The following is a 20,082-nucleotide window of genomic DNA, read 5'->3' as shown; positions in this document are numbered from 1 at the left end:
CGCTATCTCATCTCGCCTCTCGCTTGAAATGCCCGAGCGGCTGGTTGCGCTCGTCTTTCACGTGCTCAAAGAACCGCAAAACCGTGAAGATGCCCAGGAGGGCTTGAAATCCCCGCCGGTACCCGTGCTATATCAATCGACGAAGATCGCTGAATACCGTGCCAAAAGCGTGCCACGCAATTCGCGATCCTTCGGAATACGGTAGCGATATCAGTTAATTGCGGGCGTAGTTCAATGGTAGAACGGCAGCTTCCCAAGCTGCATACGAGGGTTCGATTCCCTTCGCCCGCTCCATTCAAAAATTGATGGCCGCTGATTTGGCGTGTTGGATGTTTCTCCGACCCATGGCCACGTTCATCTTGGCGTATCCGGAAGCATGAAGGGGCCAAAGATCCGCCAAATGGCGTCGGTCTCCCCAGCGTCGGTTAAAGTGGCCAATTTTTGGCGATGGCAATTCTTGGTGATGTAACGGATCACCGCTCGCGCTGCATTTCAGAATGGAGCGGCTTATTCATCCCGACGACACGAGATCACCCTGAGGGATGCTATGCGCTCTCGCAGTTCGGCGCGGCTGCGTATCGTGAAAGACTGCTGGCGCAGTTTTGATTGCCTGTCGTGCAGCGGCGCAGCCAACGACGCTCAATCTGATCCTTCATCTGATCCTTCGCGGCTGCATCAAGCGTTCGTCATCTGGGGGCACTAAACTTGCCTTGGACAGCAGGGACTCATTGGTGCCGCGTTTCTGTTTCTGATTGTCGTGCAAAACATTCGGGTCCGGCCTGTTGCCGGGCAAACGGAGGCATTGATGACAAATTCAGCACCTGTTTTCACCGCTGGCGGTGGCAGCGACGATGCGTTCACGCGCGTGTCGACCAGCGCAACCGGGGCGCAGGCGGATGGCGCGAGTGTCCAGGCAGCGTTCTCGCCCGACGGCACGAAAGTGGCGTTCGCATCCTATGCCGACAATCTGGTGCCCGGCGATACCAACGGTGCACCCGACGTCTTCGTGAAGGACCTTTCGACCGGGGCGATCACGCTCGTGTCGACCGATGCCAGCGGGGTTCAGCTGGGTGGCTACCAGCCGATTTTTTCGCCCGATGGCACCAAGCTGGCGTTCGCAACGGGCGTCGACATCTTCGTGAAGGACCTGGCCACCGGTGCCCTCACGCGCGTATCGACGAGTGCCAGTGGGGAGCAGGCGGACGGCTTATCGACCACCAACCCGATATTCTCGCCTGATGGCACCAAGGTTGCGTTCTATTCCGATGCCGACAATCTCGTGCCTGATGATACCGACCACGTGCGCGACATCTTCGTGAAGGACCTGACCACTGGCGCGATAACGCTCATAGCGCCCAGTCCATACAACGGAGGACCCGGCGGCGGGCTTGAGAATGGCTTTACCTTCCCCCCTCGTTCTCGCCCGATGGCACCAAAATCGTGTTCGGGTCGGCCACAGTGCGCGGCGACACCACCGAGATCTACATCAAGGACCTTTCCACCGGGGCCACCACACTGGTGTCGGAGAGCGCCAGCGGCGCTCGTGGGGATCGCGGCAGCTTCGACCCGGTGTTCTCGCCAGATGGCACCAAGGTGGCGTTCTATACCTTTGCCGACAATCTTGTGCCGGGTAGTTCTAACAACCTAATCGGCAACATCGTCATTAAGGATCTGACCACAGGCGCGGTCACGCTGGTATCGACCGATGCCGACGGAGTCCCGCAGAACAACGGCGAAGCCCAGGAACCCGTGTTCTCGCCTGATGGCACCAAGATTGCGTTCTATTCCAGTGCCACCAATCTCGTGCCGGGTGTCAATGCCGATCAGGTCGTCTATGTGAAGGACCTGGCCACGGGTGCCATCACGGCCGTCTCGACCAATGGGGGCAGGCCGTGGGAATTCGGAGGCGGCAGCCGGCTTCCCGTGTTCTCGCCTGATGGCACCAAGGTGGCATTCGAGTCTTTATCCAGCATTCTGGTGCCGGGCGATACCAACCATACCTACGACATCTTTGTAAGAGATCTTACTACGCCTTCCTTCACCGCAGCGAAGCTGACGGACAATGGCGCTGCCCATGTTTCGACATCGCAGGCGGGTTTCTTTGCCGGTGCCCACACGGTCGCGGTGGCACCGCAAGACGGCAATCTCGGCACACTCACGGCCACCATCGACGTTGCCGATGGCAAGGTGACGTGGAGCTATGATGTCTCTCATGCCAACATCGCTCCGCTCGCGGCCGGACAGACCCATACCGACATCTTCATCTTGGTCCTCGACGGCTTCTACGGGACACAGGGCATCACCGTGACGCTGACGGGAATCGATGATGCGCCCGTGATCAGCTCGGGCACGACGGCAAGCTTCGCGGAGAATGGCTCTGGCGTCGCCTACCACGTCGCGGCGACCGATGTGGACAGTCCCGCGCTGACCTATTCGCTGTCCGGCACTGACGCGGCTCTGTTCGACGTGTCGGCGACGGGCGATGTGACGTTCAAGTCCGCGCCCGACTTCGAGGCGCCGAAAGACGCGAACCACGACAACGTCTACGACGTCACCGTCGCGGTCAGCGACGGGACAGAGATCGCGACAAAGAACGTCGCGATCACGGTCACTGACGTGAATGACACCAGCGGCGGCGGTGGCGTTCTGACGGTCACCGGCTCGACCGGCTTCACGTCGATTGACCGGGCCACGATCAATATCAGCGTGACCGGAAATTTGCACGAGACCGCCAGCGCCGGTGTGATCAGCAACAGCACGATCAACAATCTCGGTTCACTGAGCGAAACCCAGGCGATGCTCGCGTTCGTGAACGATACGATCTTCGGCGGTTCCCTCGGTGCGATCGTCGCCAATGGCGGCACCATCACCTTCGACAACGTGCATCTCGACGGGACGTCGCTGGATGCGACATCAGGCGGACTCATCGAATCCGTTGCAGGCAGCGCCAACAGCTTCAACAACGTGACGCTCAAGGCCGGCGCCGTGTTTGACGACAGTGCCGCAAGCGCTCTGCATGTCAGCGGCACGCTGAACAATGGCGGCAAGATCGAGTTCTTCAATTTCGCGAAAGCCATCCTGACCGGCGACACCACGGTCATTGGCAATGGCGAGATCAAGCTCGATCCGGGCTCCTCGATCCTGAACAGCGGTGCGCATCACACGCTCGACCTTGAAGGTGGCACGATCGACGGCGCCGGCACCATCGGAAACGGAGATCACAGCCTCACCTTGGATATCGGCTTCTCCGGCACGCTCGAGGCGAACGGGTCCCAGCCGCTTGCGGTCAACACCGGCAATTCCGTCACCAGCAGCGGCCTGATCGAAGCCGTGCACGGCTCGCTCGATTTCGACGACGCCGTTTTCAACACCGTTGGAACGATCACCGCCGATCAGGCCGGCACGATCGACTTCAAGAATGGATTGACCAATGGCGGCATCGTCAATGTGCACACCGGCAGTGAGGTGGATGTGCCGGGCAACCTCGTCAACAACGGCACTGTCCTGGATAGTGGCGTGCTCAAGGTCGATAATTTAAGCGGGACTGGCGCTGTCAACGTCAACAACGGGACATTGGTGGTCACTGGCAATCTAAGCAGCAATGTCGTTCTGACGGGTACGGACTCATTTGTCTTCGGACCCGATGCCAAACAAACATCCGGCGTCATCTCAAACTATACGCCAGGCACAACGTTGGTGCTGGATGGCTTCGACACCACGGTGAACGCGGCGTTTGACGCTCAGACCGGTATTTTGACACTGACCGATGCGGATCATCATGCGATGACGCTTCACCTCGCGCCTGGATCCTTGATCCCGCAAGCCCATGGCGCGGCGCTGGATTTTCTTGTCTAGCGAATTTCCACGGAAAGCCCGGTCGAACCCGCCATTTCCCGGCGCCTGTGGCAAGGCGCCGGAGAATTTGCCGCGCAAAGATTCTAATATATTAGCTCCTCGCTCCCGGCACGCGCGCCCCGCCCGGCTTAATCTCCGCTCGCCCTGATGGGTACGGTCCTCGTGTCAGGCAATGTTCGGATGAAGACCAGGACCTGCAAAGAGATGGACCAGCAGAAACTCGATCGTGCGATCGGTCGTCGCTTGAAGACGTTGAGGACGCAGGCGGGCATGACGTTGAACGAACTCGCGACGCGCTCCGGTGTCAGCCGGGCCATGATCGGGAGGGTGGAGCGGGCGCAGAGCAGCGCCACCGCTGCGCTGCTCAACAAGCTCTGCGCGGCGCTCGATGTCACCCTCAGCGATGTCGTCGCGCTCGCGGAGAAGCCGCCGGAGCGGCTGATGCGGCTTGCCGACCAGCCGCTTTGGCGCGATCCCGACAGCGGTTACCGTCGGCGGCACGCCTCGCCGCCGGATGCGGCGAGCGGCATCGAGATCATCGTCGTCGACCTGCCGGCCGGCGCGCGTGTCTCCTACAGCCCCTGGGGCCGCAACGCGTTCACCCAGCAACTGCTGATGCTGGAGGGGGCGGTCTGCGTGCATATCGACGCCAAGACCGTGCGGCTGCGCGATGGCGATTGTCTCGATTTCGACGTGATGCGGGCGGTGACCTTCGAGAACGAGACCAAACAGGATGCGCGCTACGTCATCATCACGCGGCGCGGCACATCGTACGGGAAAATGTGATGTCGCTGATCGTGCGGGACGCCACGCTGGAGGATGCCGAAGATATTCTGGCCATCTACAATTACGCCGCGATCAACACCACGGCGGTGTGGACCGACGGACCGGCCGATCTGGCTTCGCGGCGCGAGTGGATGCGCGCTCGGCAAGCGGCCGGTTATCCCGTGCTGGTCGCAATGAAGGGCAGGGACGTCGTCGGCTTCGCATCATTCGGCGATTTCCGCCCCTGGCCCGGCTATCGCCACACGGTCGAGAATTCGGTCTATGTCGGCGAGCAACATCATCGGCTCGGCGTCGGCCGCAGCCTGATGGCCGCGCTAATCGAGCGCGCTATCGCGCTCAACAAGCACACGATGGTCGCCGCGATCGAGGCCTCGAATTCCGCCTCGACCGGGCTGCACGCGTCGTTCGGCTTTGCCGAGGTTGGCCGCATGCCGGAGGTCGGCTGCAAGTTCGGCCGCTGGCTCGATATGGTCCTCATGCAGAAGCGGCTTTCAAGTGAGGTGAGGCCGTGACGATGCAGGTCCGCACCGGCGACACCTTTGATCCACGCGTCATTGCGCTGCTCGACCATCACGTCACGGCTGCGCGGGCGCAGACCGCGCCGGGCAGCGCCCATGCGCTCGATCTCGCGGGGCTCCGTGCGAGCGACGTCGCGTTCTGGACCGGCTGGGACGGCGAGACGCTGGTCGCCACCGGCGCGCTGAAGATGCTCTCGGCCGACCATGGCGAGGTGAAGTCGATGCAGACGCTGCAAACCACGCGGAGGCGCGGCTTCGGCGGCCGGATGCTGCGCCACATCGTCACTGAAGCCCGCGCGCGCGGCTTGAAGCGGCTCAGCCTTGAGACCGGCTCGTGGGACTATTTCAAGCCGGCGCATGCGCTCTACCAGGCGCACGGTTTTGTGCTCTGCGGCCCGTTCGAGGGCTATGTCGAGGATCCCAACAGCCTGTTCCTGACGCGCGACCTGACCGGCGGCTGAGGCCGCGCGGTGTGACCCGGGCCCGAAAACGTCATCGTGCGCCTCAAAATGAGTTGCGTACCTCAAAACACCTCGATAACCTTCAGCCATGGCCGATACTCTCACCGCGACCACGCTGACGCTGAAGGACATCGCCCGCGAGGCGGGCGTCAGCCTCGCGACGGTCGACCGCGTCCTGCACAACCGTCCGGGCGTGCGGCCCGATACGGTCCGGCGCGTCAAGGCGGCGATCGAGCGCAACGCCTTCCAGCCGCACGTTGCCGCCGCCGAGCTCGCCCGCAGCCGTGCCCGCCGCTTTGCCTTCGTGATGCCGGCGGGGCCGAACCCCTTCATGCAGCAGATCGAGGCCTATCTCGGCGAGATGTCGGCCTGGCTCTCGGCCCGCCGTCTCGGCGTCGAGGTCGTCGCCACGGATGTGTTTGACCCGTCCGTGCTCGCGGCCTCGCTGGAGGCGCTGTCCGGCGATTACGACGGCGTCGCCGTGGTGGCGCTGGACCATCCGGGGGTCCGCGCCGCGATCAACGATCTCGTCGACGCCGGGACCAGGGTCGTGACGCTGGTCTCGGACGTGCCGTCCTCGCGTCGCCACCATTATGTCGGCATCGACAACATTGCGGCGGGGCGCACCGCCGGCGCGCTGGTCGGTCGGCTGGTCGGCCAACAGTCCGGCAAGGTCGCGATCGTCGCGGGCTCGCAGGGCCTGCGCGACCATTCCGAACGCATCTTCGGCTTCAGCCAGGTGATGGCGTCGGAATTCCCCGATCTCAGCGTGCTGCCGGTGCTGGAAGGGCGCGACGAAGACGGCCGTTCGGAACAGGTTCTGGCGCGGCTGCTCGGCAGGCATGCTGACATTGTCGGCCTTTATAACGTCGGCGCCGGCACGCAAGGCGTCGCCAAAGCGTTGAGCGATGCCGGCCGCGGCAAGCAGGTGGTGTTCGTCGGACACGACGTCACCGCACTGACGCGCCGGCTGCTGTTGCAGGGCGTGATGGATGCCGCGATCTCGCAGAACCCCGGGCATGAAGCGCGCGCCGCCGTGCGCGTGCTGCTCGCGCTTGCGCGCGGCGAGCCGATCTTGCGCGAACAGGAGAAGATCAGGATCGACATCGTGATGCGGGACAATTTGCCTTAGGGGCGGGTGGATTTCGAAACGGTCCGATGCGGAAAGGGCGACTCTGAGATCGCGCACCGCATCAGGCGAAAGGGAGGACGGCGTGTATCTCGGTATCGACATCGGCACATCCGGTGTGAAAGCGGTGCTCGTGAGCGAAACCGGCGCGATTGTCGCGACGGCCGCGCGCGAGCTTGCGCTGTCGCATCCCGCGCCGCTGTGGTCCGAGCAGGATCCCGACGCCTGGGTCGATGCGGCGGTTGGCGCCGTCGACGATCTCGCCGCCCGCCATCCGCGCAAGGTCGTGCAGGTGCGCGGCATCGGGCTGTCCGGCCAGATGCATGGCGCGACGCTGCTGGACGAGGATGGACGGCCGCTGCGCCCCGCTATTCTGTGGAACGACGGCCGCTCGCACGCCGAATGCGTCGCGCTCGAGCGGCGCTGCCCGTCGCTGCACACGATCGCCGGCAATCTGGCGATGCCCGGCTTCACCGCGCCCAAGCTGCTCTGGGTCGCGCGGCACGAGCCGCAGATCTTCGAGCGCGTGGCAAAGGTGCTGCTGCCGAAGGCCTATGTGCGTTATCGCCTCACCGGCGAGATGGTCGAGGACATGTCCGACGCCGCGGGCACGCTGTGGCTCGACGTCGGTCTGCGCCGCTGGTCGGCGCTGCTGCTGCATGCCGTCGGGCTCGATCTCCACCACATGCCGCGCCTCGTCGAGGGCAGCGAGGTCAGTGCAGTGCTCGCGCCGGAATTCGCGCGGCGCTGGGGCATGGCGAATGATGTCGTGATCGCCGGCGGTGCCGGCGACAATGCCGCGAGCGCCATCGGGCTCGGCGCGATCGCGCCGGGCGATGCGTTCCTGTCGCTCGGCACATCAGGTGTGGTGTTCCGCGTCACCGATCGGTTTGCACCGGCGCCGGCTTCGGCCGTGCATGCGTTCTGCCATGCGCTGCCCGGCCTCTGGCATCAGATGGGCGTGATGCTGTCGGCCGCGGCTTCGCTGGCGTGGCTCGCGGGCGTGATGGAGACGCCGGCCGCCGCGCTCCTGGCGCCGCTCGGCGAGCGTGTCGGCGGGCCGAGCTCCATAAAATTCCTGCCCTATCTCGATGGCGAGCGCACGCCGCACAACGATGCCGCCGCCAGCGGCGCCTTCGTCGGCCTGCGCGGTGCGACCGGGCGCAGCCAGATCGTGCAGGCCGTGCTGGAAGGCGTCGCCTTCGCCGCGCGCGACAACCTCGCGGCGCTGAGCGCGGCCAGCGGGCCAATCGCTGAGGTCGATCTCGTCGGTGGCGGCTCGCGCTCGCCGCTGTGGGCGCAGATCTGCGCCGACGTGCTCGGCATTCCCGTCCACCGCGTCGAGGAGGGCGAGGTCGGGGCGGCGCTCGGCGCCGCTCGGCTCGGCCGGCTTGCCGCCACCGGCGAAGATCCCGCGGAAGTGTGCAAGCGCCCGCGGCGGCTCACGAGCTTTGCGCCCCGCGCATCCGTCACTGCGGCCTATGATGAGGCCTATCGGCAATGGCGCGAACTTTATCCTGCGTTGAAGGAGAGCCTTAAGTGAACGCACCAGCAAAATTCTTCGATGCAAGCGCCCCTGTCGCCTTCGGCGGCAAGGATGCGGGAAACACGCCCGCCTTCCGCTGGTACGACAAGGACCGGCTCGTGCATGGCCGCAGGCTCGAGGATCATCTGCGCTTTGCGGTCTGCTACTGGCATTCGTTCTGCTGGCCGGGCGGCGATCCCTTCGGCGGCGAAACCTTTCTGCGCCCCTGGCATCAAGGTGCCGATGCGATGGCGCAGGCACGCGCCAAGGCCGATGTCGCCTTCGAGCTGTTCCGCCTGTTGGACGTGCCCTTCTTCACCTTCCACGACGTCGATGCGGCGCCGGAAGGCACTTCGCTCAGCGAGTCCGTCGCCAATCTCAACGCGGTCGCCGATCTGTTCGAGGCGAAGATGGCCTCCGCAAAAGTCCGCTTGCTCTGGGGCACGGCCAATTTGTTCACGCATCGCCGCTATATGGCGGGTGCCGCGACCAATCCGGACCCCGAAATCTTCACCTATGCCGCCGGCCAGGTCCGCGCCGCGCTGGAGGTGACGCACCGGCTCGGCGGCCAGAACTACGTGCTGTGGGGCGGCCGCGAGGGCTACGAGACGCTGCTCAACACCGATCTCAAGCGCGAGCTCGACCAGCTCGGCCGCTTCATCTCGCTGGTCGTCGAGCACAAGCACAAGATCGGCTTCAAGGGCCCGATCCTGATCGAGCCGAAGCCGAAGGAGCCGACCAAGCATCAATATGATTTCGACGTCGCCACCTGCTATGGCTTCCTGGAACGCTACGATCTCCTGAACGACGTCAAGCTCAACATCGAGCAGAACCACGCCATCCTCGCCGGCCACTCCTTCCATCACGAGGTCGCGCTCGCCGAGGCGCTCGGCATCTTCGGCTCGCTCGACGTCAATCGTGGCGACGATCTGCTCGGCTGGGACACCGACCAGTTCGCGATGAACGTGCCGGAGCTGGCTCTGGTGTTCCACGAGATCCTGAATCGCGGCGGCTTCACCTCGGGCGGGCTCAATTTCGACGCCAAGATCAGGCGGCAGTCGATCGACCCCGACGATCTGATCCATGCCCATGTCGGCTCGATGGATGCCTGCGCGCGCGCGTTCCTCGCCGCCGCCGACATGCTCGATGCCGGCGCCCTCACCGCACCGCTCGCGCAGCGCTACGAGGGATGGGCGGGACCCGAGGGCCGGGCCATTCTCGGCGGCCAGCGCTCGCTCGCCGAACTTGCCGACCGTGCGCTCAGCCCCGGCTTCGACCCGCGGCCGCGCTCGGGGCGGCAGGAATATCTGGAATCCCTGGTCAACCGTTACGTTTGAGGAAGGCCGCTGATGACAAAGGCTGAAGCGACACCGGTCCTCGAGCTGACCGGCATCGGCAAGGAGTTCGGCGCAATCCGCGCGCTGCATGGCGTCGACCTGCAGGTCCAGCCCGGCGAGGTCGTCGGCCTGATGGGCGACAACGGCGCGGGCAAGTCCACGCTGGTCAAGATCATCGCCGGCAATTTCCGTCCCAGCCATGGTGAGATCCGCTTTGCCGGCAACGCGGTCCATTTCAACCGGCCCGTCGATGCCCGCGGCGTCGGCATCGAGGTCGTCTACCAGGATCTCGCGCTTGCCGACAATCTGACGGCTGCTGCCAACGTTTTCCTCGGCCGCGAGCTGAAGCGCAGGTTCGGCCCGCTCGCATTGCTCGACCACAAGGCGATGGCGGTGCGTGCGCTGGAACTGTTCGGCGAATTGCGCTCGGAGACGCGCCCCGACGATCTCGTCAAGCAGATGTCTGGCGGCCAGCGCCAGGCGGTTGCGATCGCGCGGACGCGCCTCTCCAACGCGCGGCTGGTCATGATGGACGAGCCGACCGCCGCGATTTCGGTACGCCAAGTCGAGCAGGTGCTCGGCCTGATCCACCGGCTGAAGGAGCAGGGCGTCGCCGTCATGCTGATCTCGCACCGCATGCCCGACGTGTTCGCGGTGTGCGACCGCGTGGTCGTCATGCGTCGCGGCGAGAAGCGGGCCGACAAGCCGATCCACCAGACGTCGCCCGAGGAAGTCACCGCCCTGATCACCGGCGCGAAGGAGGCGGCGTGATGGCCATGCCCTTGGAATCTCCGATCAGCTTCACCAATGTCGGCCGGATCAGATGGTGGCAGCGCGGCATCTTCGCCTCCCAGACCGGCTATGTCCTGCTCGCGCTGGCGATGCTGCTGGTGGTGATGCATTTCGCCAGCCCCTATTTCTTCACCGAAGGCAACATGCAGAACGTGGCGAAGAATTTCTCCTTCATCGCCATCGCCACCCTCGGCGTTACCTTCGTGATCATCACCGGCGGCATCGATCTGTCGGTCGGCTCGATGATGTGCTTCTCCGCCATGATCACCTCGATGGTCATGACCGAGCTGTCGGCGCCCGGCTCGCCCGCAGGCTCGCTGTTCGTGCATATGGCCGCTGACGGCAAGACCGTGCTGGCCAACGTGCCGGGTCTGATCCTGCTGATCTCGATCCTCGCGGGGCTCGGCGTCGCGCTGATCGCGGGCCTCGTCAACGGCTTCTGTATCGCTGTGCTCGGCCTGTCGCCCTTCGTCACCACGCTTGGCATGCTCTCGATCGTGCGTGGGCTCGGCTACGTCGTCTCCAACGGCCGCGGCAGCTTTCCGGGCGGGCCGGACGCTGATTACTTCTACGCGCTCACCTCGGGCGACGTGCTCGGCGTGCCGGTGCCCTTCATCTACCTCGTGGTCCTCGCGCTGGCGATGGCCGTGGTCCTGCACCACAGCTCGTTCGGCCGCCACGTGTTCGCGCTCGGGGGCAACGAGAAGGCCGCCGAGCTCACGGGCATACCGGTCGTGCGGGTGAAGATCGAGGTCTATGTGATCTGCGCGCTTGCCGCAGGGCTGCAAGGCATCATCATCTCCGGCTGGCTCGGATCGGCGCCCGCCAACATGGCGACGTCCTACGAGCTCAACGTGATCGCAGCGGCCGTCATCGGCGGTGCCAACCTCGCCGGCGGCATCGGCGGTCCGTTAGGGGCCATCGTCGGCTGCGTGCTGCTGGAAGTGATCCGCAACGGCCTCGTGCTGGCACAGGTCAGCTCCTACTGGCAGCAGACGCTGGTTGGCGTGATCATCATCCTGGCGGTGCTGGTCGATCGCATCCGCTCGCGGATGATCTGAACTGACGTCGTTCCGGGAGGGCAACGAAAATGTCGCCTGTCCGCTCCCCGGACGATCTTGAGAGGATGGGCGCCAGAGAAGGGTGGAGGAAACAATGAGGAAACTTCTTCTTGCCGGCATCGCGGTCGCGATGATGGCGACGCCGGCGTTTGCCGCGAACTACCGTTTCGTGATCGTGCCCAAGGCGATGAACAATCCGTTCTTCGACTTCGCGCGCGACGGCTGCCTGAAGCGTGCCAAGGAGCTCGGTAACATCGAGTGCATCTACAAGGGGCCGGTGGAGCATGAGCCGGCGACGCAGGCGCAGATCATCCAGGACTTCGTCACCCAGAAGGTCGACGGCCTCGCCATCTCGGTCGCCGACGTTGCGGCCATGACTAAGTCGATCGAGGCGGCGACCGCGGCCGGCATCCCCGTCATCACCTTCGATGCCGATGCGCCTGGCTCCAAGCGGATCGCCTATATCGGCACCAACAACAAGGAGTTCGGCGTCGCGCTCGGCAAGGAGCTCTTGAAGCTGCGGCCCGATGGCGGCAAATACGCGATGGTCTCGGGCGGTCCGGGCGCCAAGAATCTCGCCGAGCGCGTCGACGGCGTCCGCGAGGCGCTGAAGGGCTCGAAATGGACCGAGGTCGCGGGCTCGCCGACCTTCTGCAACGACGATCCGGCGCTGGCGGTCCAGCAGATGACGGACATGCGCACCGCCACGCCCGACCTCGCCTCGATCGTTCCCATCGGTGGCTGGCCGATGTTCGCCCCCGAAGGCTTCAAGGCCTTCGCCTCCAGGAACAAGAAGGACATCGACTCCGGCAAGTTCACGCTGGTCGTCGCCGATACGCTGAAGATGCAGCTTGAACTGCTGCGCGACGGTTACGCCAATGCGCTGGTCGGCCAGCGTCCGTTCGAGATGGGCGAGAAGGCGATGGATACGCTGCTCGCCATCAAGAAGGGCGAGAAGGTACCCGAGATCGTCTATACCGGCCTCGATCTCGTGACCAAGGACAACGTTGCGCAGATGTTGAAGTAGGAGCGTCGCCAGCCCCGTGCTCCTGCGAGCCTCTCCCGCTTGCGGTTTCCGCAAGCGGGAGAGATGATTGGACGGTTGGAAGGAAGACTTTTGGAAGGCAATGGGAATGAAACGGTCGCGGCTCGGCTCCCTCGACGTCACCTCAATCGGTCTCGGTTCGGCCCCGCTCGGCGGATTGTTCACCGCCGTCAGCGATACCGATGCGCTCGCCACGATCGAGCGCGCCTGGTCGGCCGGCATCCGCTTCTACGACACCGCGCCGCTCTACGGCTTTGGCCTCGCCGAACGGCGGATCGGCGCTTTCCTCCGGCAGCAGCCGCGCGACTCCTACGTCATCTCGACCAAGGTCGGTCGCTTGCTGCGCGCGCCGGATGGCGCGGCCGCCGAGGACGCGCACTACAAGGGCACGTCGCGCGAGCGGCCGGTGTTCGACTTCTCCTATGACGGCGTGATGCGTTCGGTGGAGGAGAGCCTGACGCGCCTTGGACTCGACCGCATCGATGTCCTGCTCGTGCATGATCCCGACGATCACTATGACGATGCCGTGGCCGGCGCCTTCCGCGCACTCCAGCGCCTGCGCGCCGACGGCACGGTCAAGGCGATCGGTGCCGGCATGAACCAGTCGGAAATGTTGGTCCGTTTTGCCCAGGCCGTTCCGGTCGACTGCTTCCTGCTCGCCGGCCGCTACACGCTGCTCGACCAGGGCGCGCTGGATGCGCTGTTTCCGGTCTGCCGCGAGAAGAACATCGGCATCCTGCTCGGCGGCATCTACAACAGCGGCATTCTGGCCAATCCGCATCCTGGCGCGAAGTTCAACTATCAGGACGCCGACGCGGCGCTGATCGCGCGTGCGCTCGAGCTCGACGAGCTCTGCCGCAAGCACGGGACCGAGCTGAAGGCCGCCGCGCTCCAGTTCTGCATGGCCCATCCGGCGGTCACAATTGCCGTGCTGGGCGCGCGCAACGCCGCGGAAGTTTCCGACAACATCGCGATGTCGGAGAAGGCGGTGCCACAAGCCTTCTGGCAGGAGCTGCGTGCGCGCAAACTCGTCGACGCACGCGCGCCGTTGCCGGGCGGAGCGTGAGGCATGATCGTCGACGGCCATCAGCATTTCTGGGATCCTTCGCGCGCCGACTATCCCTGGATGGACGCGCCGGAATTGGCCTCGATTCGCCACGCCTTCGGCCCCGCCGATCTCGCGCCGCTGTTGAAAGCAAACGGCATCGACGCGAGCATCGTGGTGCAGTGCCGCTCCGCGGTGGAGGAGACCGAGGAATTCTTGCGGATCGCGCATGCGACGCCCTCGGTGATTGGCGTCGTCGGCTGGGCCGATCTGACGGACGGTGCGCTTGGCGACACGCTCGATCGCCTGCGCGCTTCGCCCGGCGGCGACAAGCTGGTCGGCATTCGTCACCAGGTGCATGACGAGGCCGATCCGGACTGGCTGCTGCGCGAGGACGTTCAACGCGGCCTCACCGCAACGTTCGCCCGCGATCTCGCCTACGATTTCCTCGTCCGCACCCGCGAACTGCCCGCCGCGATCGCAACTGCACAGGCCTTTCCGCAAGCGCGTTTCGTGCTCGACCACGCCGCAAAACCGCCGATCGCCGATGGCGGAAGCGCCGAATGGGCCGATCGCATCGCGGCTCTCGCGGCCTGCGGCAATGTCTGGTGCAAGATTTCGGGCCTCGCGACGGAAGCGGTGTGGAGTGACTGGGATGCGGGGCGGCTGTTTCCGTTCGTCGAACATGCCGCAACATGTTTTGGCGAGGATCGCCTGATCTTCGGATCGGACTGGCCGGTGTGTCTGCTTGCCGGGAGTTATGGCGAGATCAAGGGGGCGCTGGAAGCGTGCCTCGCGAGGCTGGGTCCGAATGTTCGAGGGAAGGCATTTGGCGTGAATGCGAAGAGAGCCTATCGGCTGGCAACTGCAAGCTAAGGGCCGGGCTCTTGCTTACCCTCCCCTGGAGGGGGAGGGTCGATCGCGCGCAGCGCGAGCGGGGTGGGGTGATCTCTCCGTTCGGGCACCGCATCGGTGGAGAGACTGTCACCCCACCCCGTCTCACATTTCGCTGCGCTCAATGTGAGCCGACCCTCCCCCTCCAGGGGAGGGTAAGAGACGTCACGCGCCCGCGGGCACCTGGTCCAGAAATCCCGTGATGCTCCTGATGCGGCCGTCCTTAAGCACGGCGAAGTCGGTGCCCTTGATCGGGCTGTCGACACCGTCGGGACCGAGGCCCCATGAAAAGCGGACGTGTTCGCCGTAGCCGTTGGGCTCGCCGATCAGCGTGAACTTGAAGTCGGGAAAGCGCTGCTGCACGCCCGCGATCAGCGCGTCGATGCCGTCCCGGCCGTCGCCCTTCATCAGGGGATCGACATAGCTCGCATCAGCCGTCCAGTTCTCGCTGAGCAGTTCGCGACGGCGGCCTGCGGCGCGCTCGTTCCAGAGTTCGATGTAGCGGCGGGCGATGGTGACGGGGTCGGTCATGGTGCTCTCCTTCGATGGCGCCGTGTTCGGCTGTCTCGACTATCGAAGGTTCGCACGCGCAGATCGATTACCTCGGAGGTCATGCGTACGCAGAAAAGAAGCGCGATGATGCTCTCATCGCGCTTCGGACGTTCGCAACAATCTCAGCGCGAATTTACTTCGCCGCGGTGACCATGATCTCGACGGTGTACTGAGCCGCCGCGAGCTTGGCTTCGACGGTGGCGCGAGCCGGGGTGTTGCCGGGCGAGACCCAAGCGTCCCACACCGCGTTCATCTCGGCAAAGGTCTTCATGTCGGTGATGTAGATCGTGGCCGAGAGCAGCTTCGACTTGTCGGTGCCGGCCTTGGCGAGATGGCTGTCGATGGTCGCCAGGATGTCCTGGGTCTGCTTCGTGACGCTTTCACCGGCGGCCTTGTTGGCGACGACGCCGGCGAGATAGACGGTGTTGCCGTGCACGACGACCTGGCTCATGCGCGGGCCGGTTTCGAAACGCTGAATGCTCATTGGGGGATCTCCTGGTGGGAATGGCGGCCCTGTCTAACCCAGCGCCCCCCGCTCTGCCACCCCAGGCACGCATGCGTTGCCAGGTACGCATGCGTTGCCGGGCACGCATGCGTTGCCGGGCACGCATGCGTTGCCCGCTGATGCAAGCGTCGTTCACGGAAACTGACTGAAAAACGACCAGATCGTCTCGGCGCCGTCGATGTCGCGGTTCTGCGGCCCGAGCAGGCTGGTTGCAACCTTCGGGAAGCGGGCATCCGGAGCGAAGCCGGGCATGCGGTGGCCGCCATGGTTGATGCGATAGAGCACGACGTCGTGCCCTTTGGGACAGCGTGAGGAGATCCGTGTGACCGTAGACTGATCCGCGGGCGCCTTCTCGGGCAAATCGGTCACCTCGGCGTCGTCGGTCTCGCAGCCATTGAGCTTGCGCCAGAAAGCCAGCGTCTCTTCGGTGGACCAGAACCCGTCTGCGGCATAATAGCTCGATCCCCGTCCTCCCTCGTAGGGGACCAACGGGTCGGCCGTGCCGTTGATGAGCAGCATCGGCAACGGCCGCGATGGATGGCAGGTGACTGCGGCCTCATCTGTGAGGTTCATGATCACGCTCGCGCCCGCCGCAAACAGATCGGCGCGCGCGCAAACCAGCGTCATCGCCATGGCGCCGCCATTGGAGATACCGGCGACATAGACACGCTTCGGGTCTGCCGTGCCGTTCGTGACCAGCGTCTCGACCAGCTTTGCGATGAAGGCGACGTCGTCGGTGCCCTCGGGCGGGCCACGCAGCGCCGGTCCAGCCTTGGTCCGCGCATCGGCCCAGGCATGGTTAAGGCCATCAGGAAAGACCACGGCAAAACCTTCGCGCTTCGCGACCTGTGGCCACGACGTTCGCGCGACCATGTCGGCGCCGCGCTGGGTCTTGCCGTGCAGCACGACCACGAGCGGCACCAGCCGCTTCGCCGGCAGTTGCGCGGTGTAGGATCGCTTCACGCCGTTGACGTCGATCGTATCGGCGGATGCGGCCGAGGCTGCGGCCAATGCCGCAAGAAGCGCCCCGATCTGCATCCACCTCCGCATGATCTAGCCCACGGCCTTCGCCGCGGCGCGGCCGGCATTGCGGCCCGAGAACAGGCAGCCGCCGAGGAAGGTGCCTTCCAGCGAGCGATAGCCGTGCACGCCGCCGCCGCCGAAGCCTGCGGCTTCGCCGACCGCATAGAGGCCGGGAATGACGCTGCCCTCGCTGCCGAATACGCGCGAGTCGAGATCGGTCTCGAAACCGCCCAGCGTCTTGCGGGTGAGGATGTTGAGCTTGACCGCGATCAACGGCCCCTGCGCGGGATCGAGGATGCGGTGCGGAGAGGCCGTGCGGATCAGCTTGTCGCCGATATAGCGCCGCGCATTGTGGATGTTCATCACCTGCGCATCCTTGACGTAGGGATTGGCGATCTCGCGGTCGCGCGCCTCGATCTGCATCCTGACGTGCTCGAGCTTGAGGAGGTCGCTGCCGGCGAGCTTGTTCATGGCCGCGACGAGATCCTCGATCTTGTCGCGTACGATGAAGTCGACACCATGGCTTTTGAATGCCTCCACCGGCGCCGGCGCGCCCTTGTTGGTGGCGCGGCGCAGGGTCATCCGCCAGCTCTTGCCGGTCAGATCAGGATTCTGCTCCGAACCCGACAGCGCAAATTCCTTCTTGATGATGCTCTGGGTCAGGATGAACCAGGAATAATCATAGCCCGTGGACATGATGTACTGGAGCTGGCCGAGCGTGTCGGAGCCGGGAAACAACGGCGCCGGCAGCCGCGTGCCTGTTGCGTCGAACCACATCGAGGAGGGGCCGGGCAGGATGCGGATGCCGTGGCGCGGCCAGATCGGATTCCAGTTCTGGATGCCTTCGACATAATGCCACATGCGGTCGCGGTTGATCAGCCGCGCGCCCGATTTCTCGGTGATGCCGATCATGCGGCCGTCGACATGCTCGGGCACGCCGGAGACCATGAACTTCGGCGGCTCGCCAAGCCGCTTCGGCCAGTTCTGCCGCACCAGCTCGTGATTGCCGCCGATGCCGCCGGACGCCACGATCACGGCCTGCGCCTTCAGCGCGAACTCGCCGACCACGTTGCGCGACGAGCTCTTGCCACGCTCGACATTGTCAGGGGCGAGCACGGCGCCGCTGATGCCGTCCACCGTGCCGTTGGTGATGGAGAGCGCATCGACGCGATGGCGGAACCTGAAGGTCAGCCGGCCGCTCTTCATGGCCTCGCGCGCGCGGCGCTCGAACGGCTCGACGATGCCGGGGCCGGTTCCCCAGGTGACGTGGAAGCGCGGCACCGAATTGCCGTGGCCCATCGCGTCATAGCCGCCGCGCTCGGCCCAGCCGACCACCGGGAAGATGCGATGCCCCATCGCGCGCAGCCAGTCGCGTTTCTCGCCCGCCGCAAATGCCACATAGGCCTCGGCCCACTGGCGCGGCCAGAAATCCTCGTCGCGGTCGAAGCCGGCGGTGCCGATCCAGTCCTGCATGGCAAGGTCGAAGGAGTCCTTGATGCCGAGCCGGCGCTGCTCCGGCGAATTGACCAGGAACAAGCCGCCGAACGACCAGAATGCCTGGCCGCCGATCGACTGCTCGCCCTCCTGGTCGACCACGATCACGCGCTTGCCCGCGTCGGCAATCTCGGTTGCGGCCACCAGTCCCGATAGTCCCGCACCGACGACGATGACGTCTGTCTCTTCAGCCATAGGTTCCCCCCTTGTAGTTACCCGGGATTGAAGCCAGCGGTTGCAGCTGAGATCAAGGGTGTGGCGCATAAGGCATCGTTAACTTGTTCCGCTTTGGGATTAGGGCCGTCCGACTGCAGCGCGGGCGCAACACTGGATTTGAATTTGTTTTGAGCCAGCCGGCGTGCCTAGACAAAACCACGGTTACGACGGACGCTAGCAACGCATCACCACCTGACACGCAGATTCGAATTCGACTGGGGCGGGGGACAATGAAGTTTCTGACGGGGTTGCTCGCGGCGGTTCTCCTGATCGCGGGCATGGGGGCTTCTCACGCAGTGGTTCGGATTGCGGATGACCGCGGTGGCCGGATCGGAACCTACGTCGACAGGTACCAGGATCTGCGCCAGTCAGGCGACACCGTCATCATCGACGGCCTCTGTGCCTCGGCCTGCACCATCGTCCTCGGCGCCATTCCGCGCGACCGCATCTGTGTGACCTCGCACGCGACCCTCGGCTTCCACGCCGCCTGGGATTTTGGCGCCAACGGCCGTGCGGTGACCAACTCCGAAGCGACCCAGATGCTCTATGCGATGTATCCCTCGCAGGTGAAGCGCTGGATCAACCAGCGCGGCGGCCTCACCCCGCACATGCTCTTCCTGAGGGGCAAGCAGCTCCAGGCCATGTACAAGCCCTGCTACCTCGACGCGCAGGCCTCGACCAACCGCCCCCTGCGCCGGGCTCTCCCGCAGGCGGAAGAGCTGGAGTCCGCTCGGGGCCAGCTGCTTCGCTGACGTCATCGGCGCGATCTGATTCCGGGAAGTATTCCTTGGAGCACCCGCGGCGCTTGCCCGGGCCCAGGCCAACGCCTATTTGAATGGCAAGGGAACCGGGGCCTTCGCCCCGATCGTTGTCATGGCTCAACCACTGCACCCGGCCCAACCGCTACAGGACAATTCGCCCACTGCCGGCCGGCTGCCGTTCGTGCTGCTGTTGGCTGGCGCGGGGATCGGCGGTCTGGTCGTGCTCGGCGCGCTGGCGCTCTGGTTCCACTACGGCAGCCAGGTGTTCTTCGAAATGATCAGGACCGGCTTTGCCGCCTGCTTCTGACCTGCGACAGGAAGTTTTCCGCTCATGAGCTCCACTGCCCGTCCGCTGGTGATCGCGACCGCCTTCGCTGCAAGCCTCGTCGTCGGACTGCTGATCGTGTTTTGGGCGATGGGCGGGGTCAGCAAGGTGGCGCAGCCCGCCGCGATCGGCGGCCCGTTCCAGCTCACCGACCAGCACGGCAAGGCCGTCACCGACAAGAACCTGAAGGGCAAGCCGACCCTGATCTTCTTCGGCTATACCCATTGCCCCGACGTCTGCCCGACCTCGCTGTTCGAGATCTCGGAAGTGCTGCGCGCGATGGGCAAGGATGCCGACAAGGTCAATGCCGTCTTCATCTCGGTCGATCCCGAGCGCGATACGCCGGCGACGATGAAGGACTATCTGTCGAGCTTCGACCCGCACCTCGAAGGGCTCAGCGGCGACCCCGCCGAGACCGCCAAGGTGATCACCTCCTACCGGGTCTATGCCAAGAAGGTCCCGACCAAGGACGGCGACTACACCATGGACCACACCGCGCTGATCTACCTGATGGACCGCGACGGGCGGTTCGTATCGCCGTTCAACATGAAGCGGACGCCGGAGGAGGCCGCGGCCGATTTGAAGCGGTATCTCTGAGGGCCCTTTCGGGCGCAGTCCTCTCCACATCGTCATGGCCGGGCTTGTCCCGGCCATCCACGTTCTTCGGAGGGTGCTAATGTTCGTGGATGCCCGGGCCTTCGCCTTGCCGGAGGGGCTTCGGCCCCGCAGGCGGGACAAGCCCGGGCATGACGGCTGAG

At 64.8% G+C, this 20,082-nt stretch carries 20 protein-coding genes and 1 tRNA gene; 17 read left to right on the top strand and 4 right to left on the bottom strand.

Translation table 11 applies throughout. From position 1 onward, the window contains the following. Window positions 1-220 precede the first annotated feature (220 nt). The 14 genes from ABIB99_RS42490 (at window position 221) to ABIB99_RS42425 (ending at window position 14,430) form a co-directional block, all read left to right on the top strand. Window positions 221-294, top strand: a tRNA-Gly gene (locus ABIB99_RS42490). A gap of 511 nt (window positions 295-805) precedes the next feature. Then, entirely contained in the window at window positions 806-1,648 is an 843-nt protein-coding gene (locus tag ABIB99_RS42485; RefSeq protein ID WP_354181822.1) for a TolB family protein, read from the top strand. Further along, window positions 1,570-3,855, top strand: a complete 2,286-nt coding sequence (locus ABIB99_RS42480; protein WP_354181847.1) for a VCBS domain-containing protein — start codon at window positions 1,570-1,572, stop codon at window positions 3,853-3,855. Before ABIB99_RS42485 ends, ABIB99_RS42480 begins: the two co-directional genes overlap by 79 nt. A gap of 204 nt (window positions 3,856-4,059) precedes the next feature. Beyond that, window positions 4,060-4,641: a helix-turn-helix domain-containing protein gene (locus ABIB99_RS42475; RefSeq protein WP_028160282.1), complete on the top strand. Its 582-nt coding sequence runs from the start codon at window positions 4,060-4,062 to the stop codon at window positions 4,639-4,641. Further along, window positions 4,641-5,153 carry a GNAT family N-acetyltransferase gene (locus ABIB99_RS42470; RefSeq protein ID WP_354181820.1) on the top strand — a complete coding sequence of 171 codons (513 nt, stop codon included), beginning with the start codon at window positions 4,641-4,643 and terminating at the stop codon, window positions 5,151-5,153. Before ABIB99_RS42475 ends, ABIB99_RS42470 begins: the two co-directional genes overlap by 1 nt. Before the next feature lie 2 nt (window positions 5,154-5,155). Next, complete coding sequence (locus ABIB99_RS42465; protein ID WP_354181845.1) at window positions 5,156-5,620, top strand: GNAT family N-acetyltransferase; 465 nt, start codon at window positions 5,156-5,158, stop codon at window positions 5,618-5,620. 88 nt (window positions 5,621-5,708) lie between these two features. Beyond that, entirely contained in the window at window positions 5,709-6,752 is a 1,044-nt protein-coding gene (locus ABIB99_RS42460) for a LacI family DNA-binding transcriptional regulator (protein ID WP_354181818.1), read from the top strand. 82 nt (window positions 6,753-6,834) lie between these two features. Beyond that, the gene (gene xylB, locus ABIB99_RS42455) at window positions 6,835-8,292 is read left to right on the top strand and encodes a xylulokinase (RefSeq protein WP_354181816.1); all 1,458 of its coding nucleotides are present in this window, start codon (window positions 6,835-6,837) and stop codon (window positions 8,290-8,292) included. Further along, the gene (gene xylA / locus ABIB99_RS42450) at window positions 8,289-9,611 is read left to right on the top strand and encodes a xylose isomerase (protein WP_354181814.1); all 1,323 of its coding nucleotides are present in this window, start codon (window positions 8,289-8,291) and stop codon (window positions 9,609-9,611) included. The genes xylB and xylA overlap by 4 nt, the downstream gene beginning before the upstream one ends. Before the next feature lie 12 nt (window positions 9,612-9,623). Continuing rightward, entirely contained in the window at window positions 9,624-10,382 is a 759-nt protein-coding gene (locus ABIB99_RS42445) for an ATP-binding cassette domain-containing protein (protein WP_354181812.1), read from the top strand. Then, window positions 10,382-11,464: an ABC transporter permease gene (locus tag ABIB99_RS42440; protein ID WP_085399632.1), complete on the top strand. Its 1,083-nt coding sequence runs from the start codon at window positions 10,382-10,384 to the stop codon at window positions 11,462-11,464. The genes ABIB99_RS42445 and ABIB99_RS42440 overlap by 1 nt, the downstream gene beginning before the upstream one ends. Before the next feature lie 94 nt (window positions 11,465-11,558). Beyond that, window positions 11,559-12,491: a sugar-binding protein gene (locus ABIB99_RS42435; protein WP_063985925.1), complete on the top strand. Its 933-nt coding sequence runs from the start codon at window positions 11,559-11,561 to the stop codon at window positions 12,489-12,491. 106 nt (window positions 12,492-12,597) lie between these two features. Continuing rightward, window positions 12,598-13,575 (top strand): aldo/keto reductase, encoded by a 978-nt coding sequence (locus ABIB99_RS42430; protein WP_354181809.1) that lies wholly within the window; start codon window positions 12,598-12,600, stop codon window positions 13,573-13,575. 3 nt (window positions 13,576-13,578) lie between these two features. After that, window positions 13,579-14,430 carry an amidohydrolase family protein gene (locus ABIB99_RS42425; protein ID WP_354181807.1) on the top strand — a complete coding sequence of 284 codons (852 nt, stop codon included), beginning with the start codon at window positions 13,579-13,581 and terminating at the stop codon, window positions 14,428-14,430. Window positions 14,431-14,613: 183 nt separating this feature from the next. Here ABIB99_RS42425 and ABIB99_RS42420 read toward each other — a convergent pair whose 3' ends face one another. The 4 genes from ABIB99_RS42420 to ABIB99_RS42405 form a co-directional block, all read right to left on the bottom strand. After that, a complete protein-coding gene (locus ABIB99_RS42420) occupies window positions 14,614-14,979 on the bottom strand; it encodes a nuclear transport factor 2 family protein (protein WP_028147997.1) in 366 nt (121 codons plus the stop codon). A gap of 154 nt (window positions 14,980-15,133) precedes the next feature. After that, on the bottom strand, window positions 15,134-15,484 hold the full coding sequence (locus ABIB99_RS42415; RefSeq protein WP_014491332.1) for a RidA family protein: 351 nt from the start codon (window positions 15,482-15,484) through the stop codon (window positions 15,134-15,136). Window positions 15,485-15,637: 153 nt separating this feature from the next. Continuing rightward, entirely contained in the window at window positions 15,638-16,555 is a 918-nt protein-coding gene (locus ABIB99_RS42410; RefSeq protein WP_354181804.1) for an extracellular catalytic domain type 1 short-chain-length polyhydroxyalkanoate depolymerase, read from the bottom strand. Between the two features lie 3 nt (window positions 16,556-16,558). Beyond that, the gene (locus ABIB99_RS42405) at window positions 16,559-18,217 is read right to left on the bottom strand and encodes an FAD-binding dehydrogenase (RefSeq protein ID WP_354181802.1); all 1,659 of its coding nucleotides are present in this window, start codon (window positions 18,215-18,217) and stop codon (window positions 16,559-16,561) included. Between the two features lie 251 nt (window positions 18,218-18,468). On the opposite strand from ABIB99_RS42405, the gene ABIB99_RS42400 reads away from it, so the two are divergent. From ABIB99_RS42400 to ABIB99_RS42390, 3 genes are all read left to right on the top strand, one after another. Further along, window positions 18,469-18,990: a Clp protease/crotonase-like domain-containing protein gene (locus ABIB99_RS42400; RefSeq protein WP_085399635.1), complete on the top strand. Its 522-nt coding sequence runs from the start codon at window positions 18,469-18,471 to the stop codon at window positions 18,988-18,990. A gap of 121 nt (window positions 18,991-19,111) precedes the next feature. Then, the gene (locus ABIB99_RS42395) at window positions 19,112-19,306 is read left to right on the top strand and encodes a hypothetical protein (protein ID WP_028160269.1); all 195 of its coding nucleotides are present in this window, start codon (window positions 19,112-19,114) and stop codon (window positions 19,304-19,306) included. A 24-nt stretch (window positions 19,307-19,330) separates the two neighbouring features. Then, complete coding sequence (locus tag ABIB99_RS42390; protein ID WP_014491337.1) at window positions 19,331-19,921, top strand: SCO family protein; 591 nt, start codon at window positions 19,331-19,333, stop codon at window positions 19,919-19,921. Window positions 19,922-20,082 lie beyond the last annotated feature (161 nt).

The organism is Bradyrhizobium sp. LA6.1 (assembly GCF_040547805.1).
Taxonomy (GTDB): domain Bacteria; phylum Pseudomonadota; class Alphaproteobacteria; order Rhizobiales; family Xanthobacteraceae; genus Bradyrhizobium; species Bradyrhizobium barranii.
This window is presented reverse-complemented; position numbering and strand designations above follow the sequence as displayed.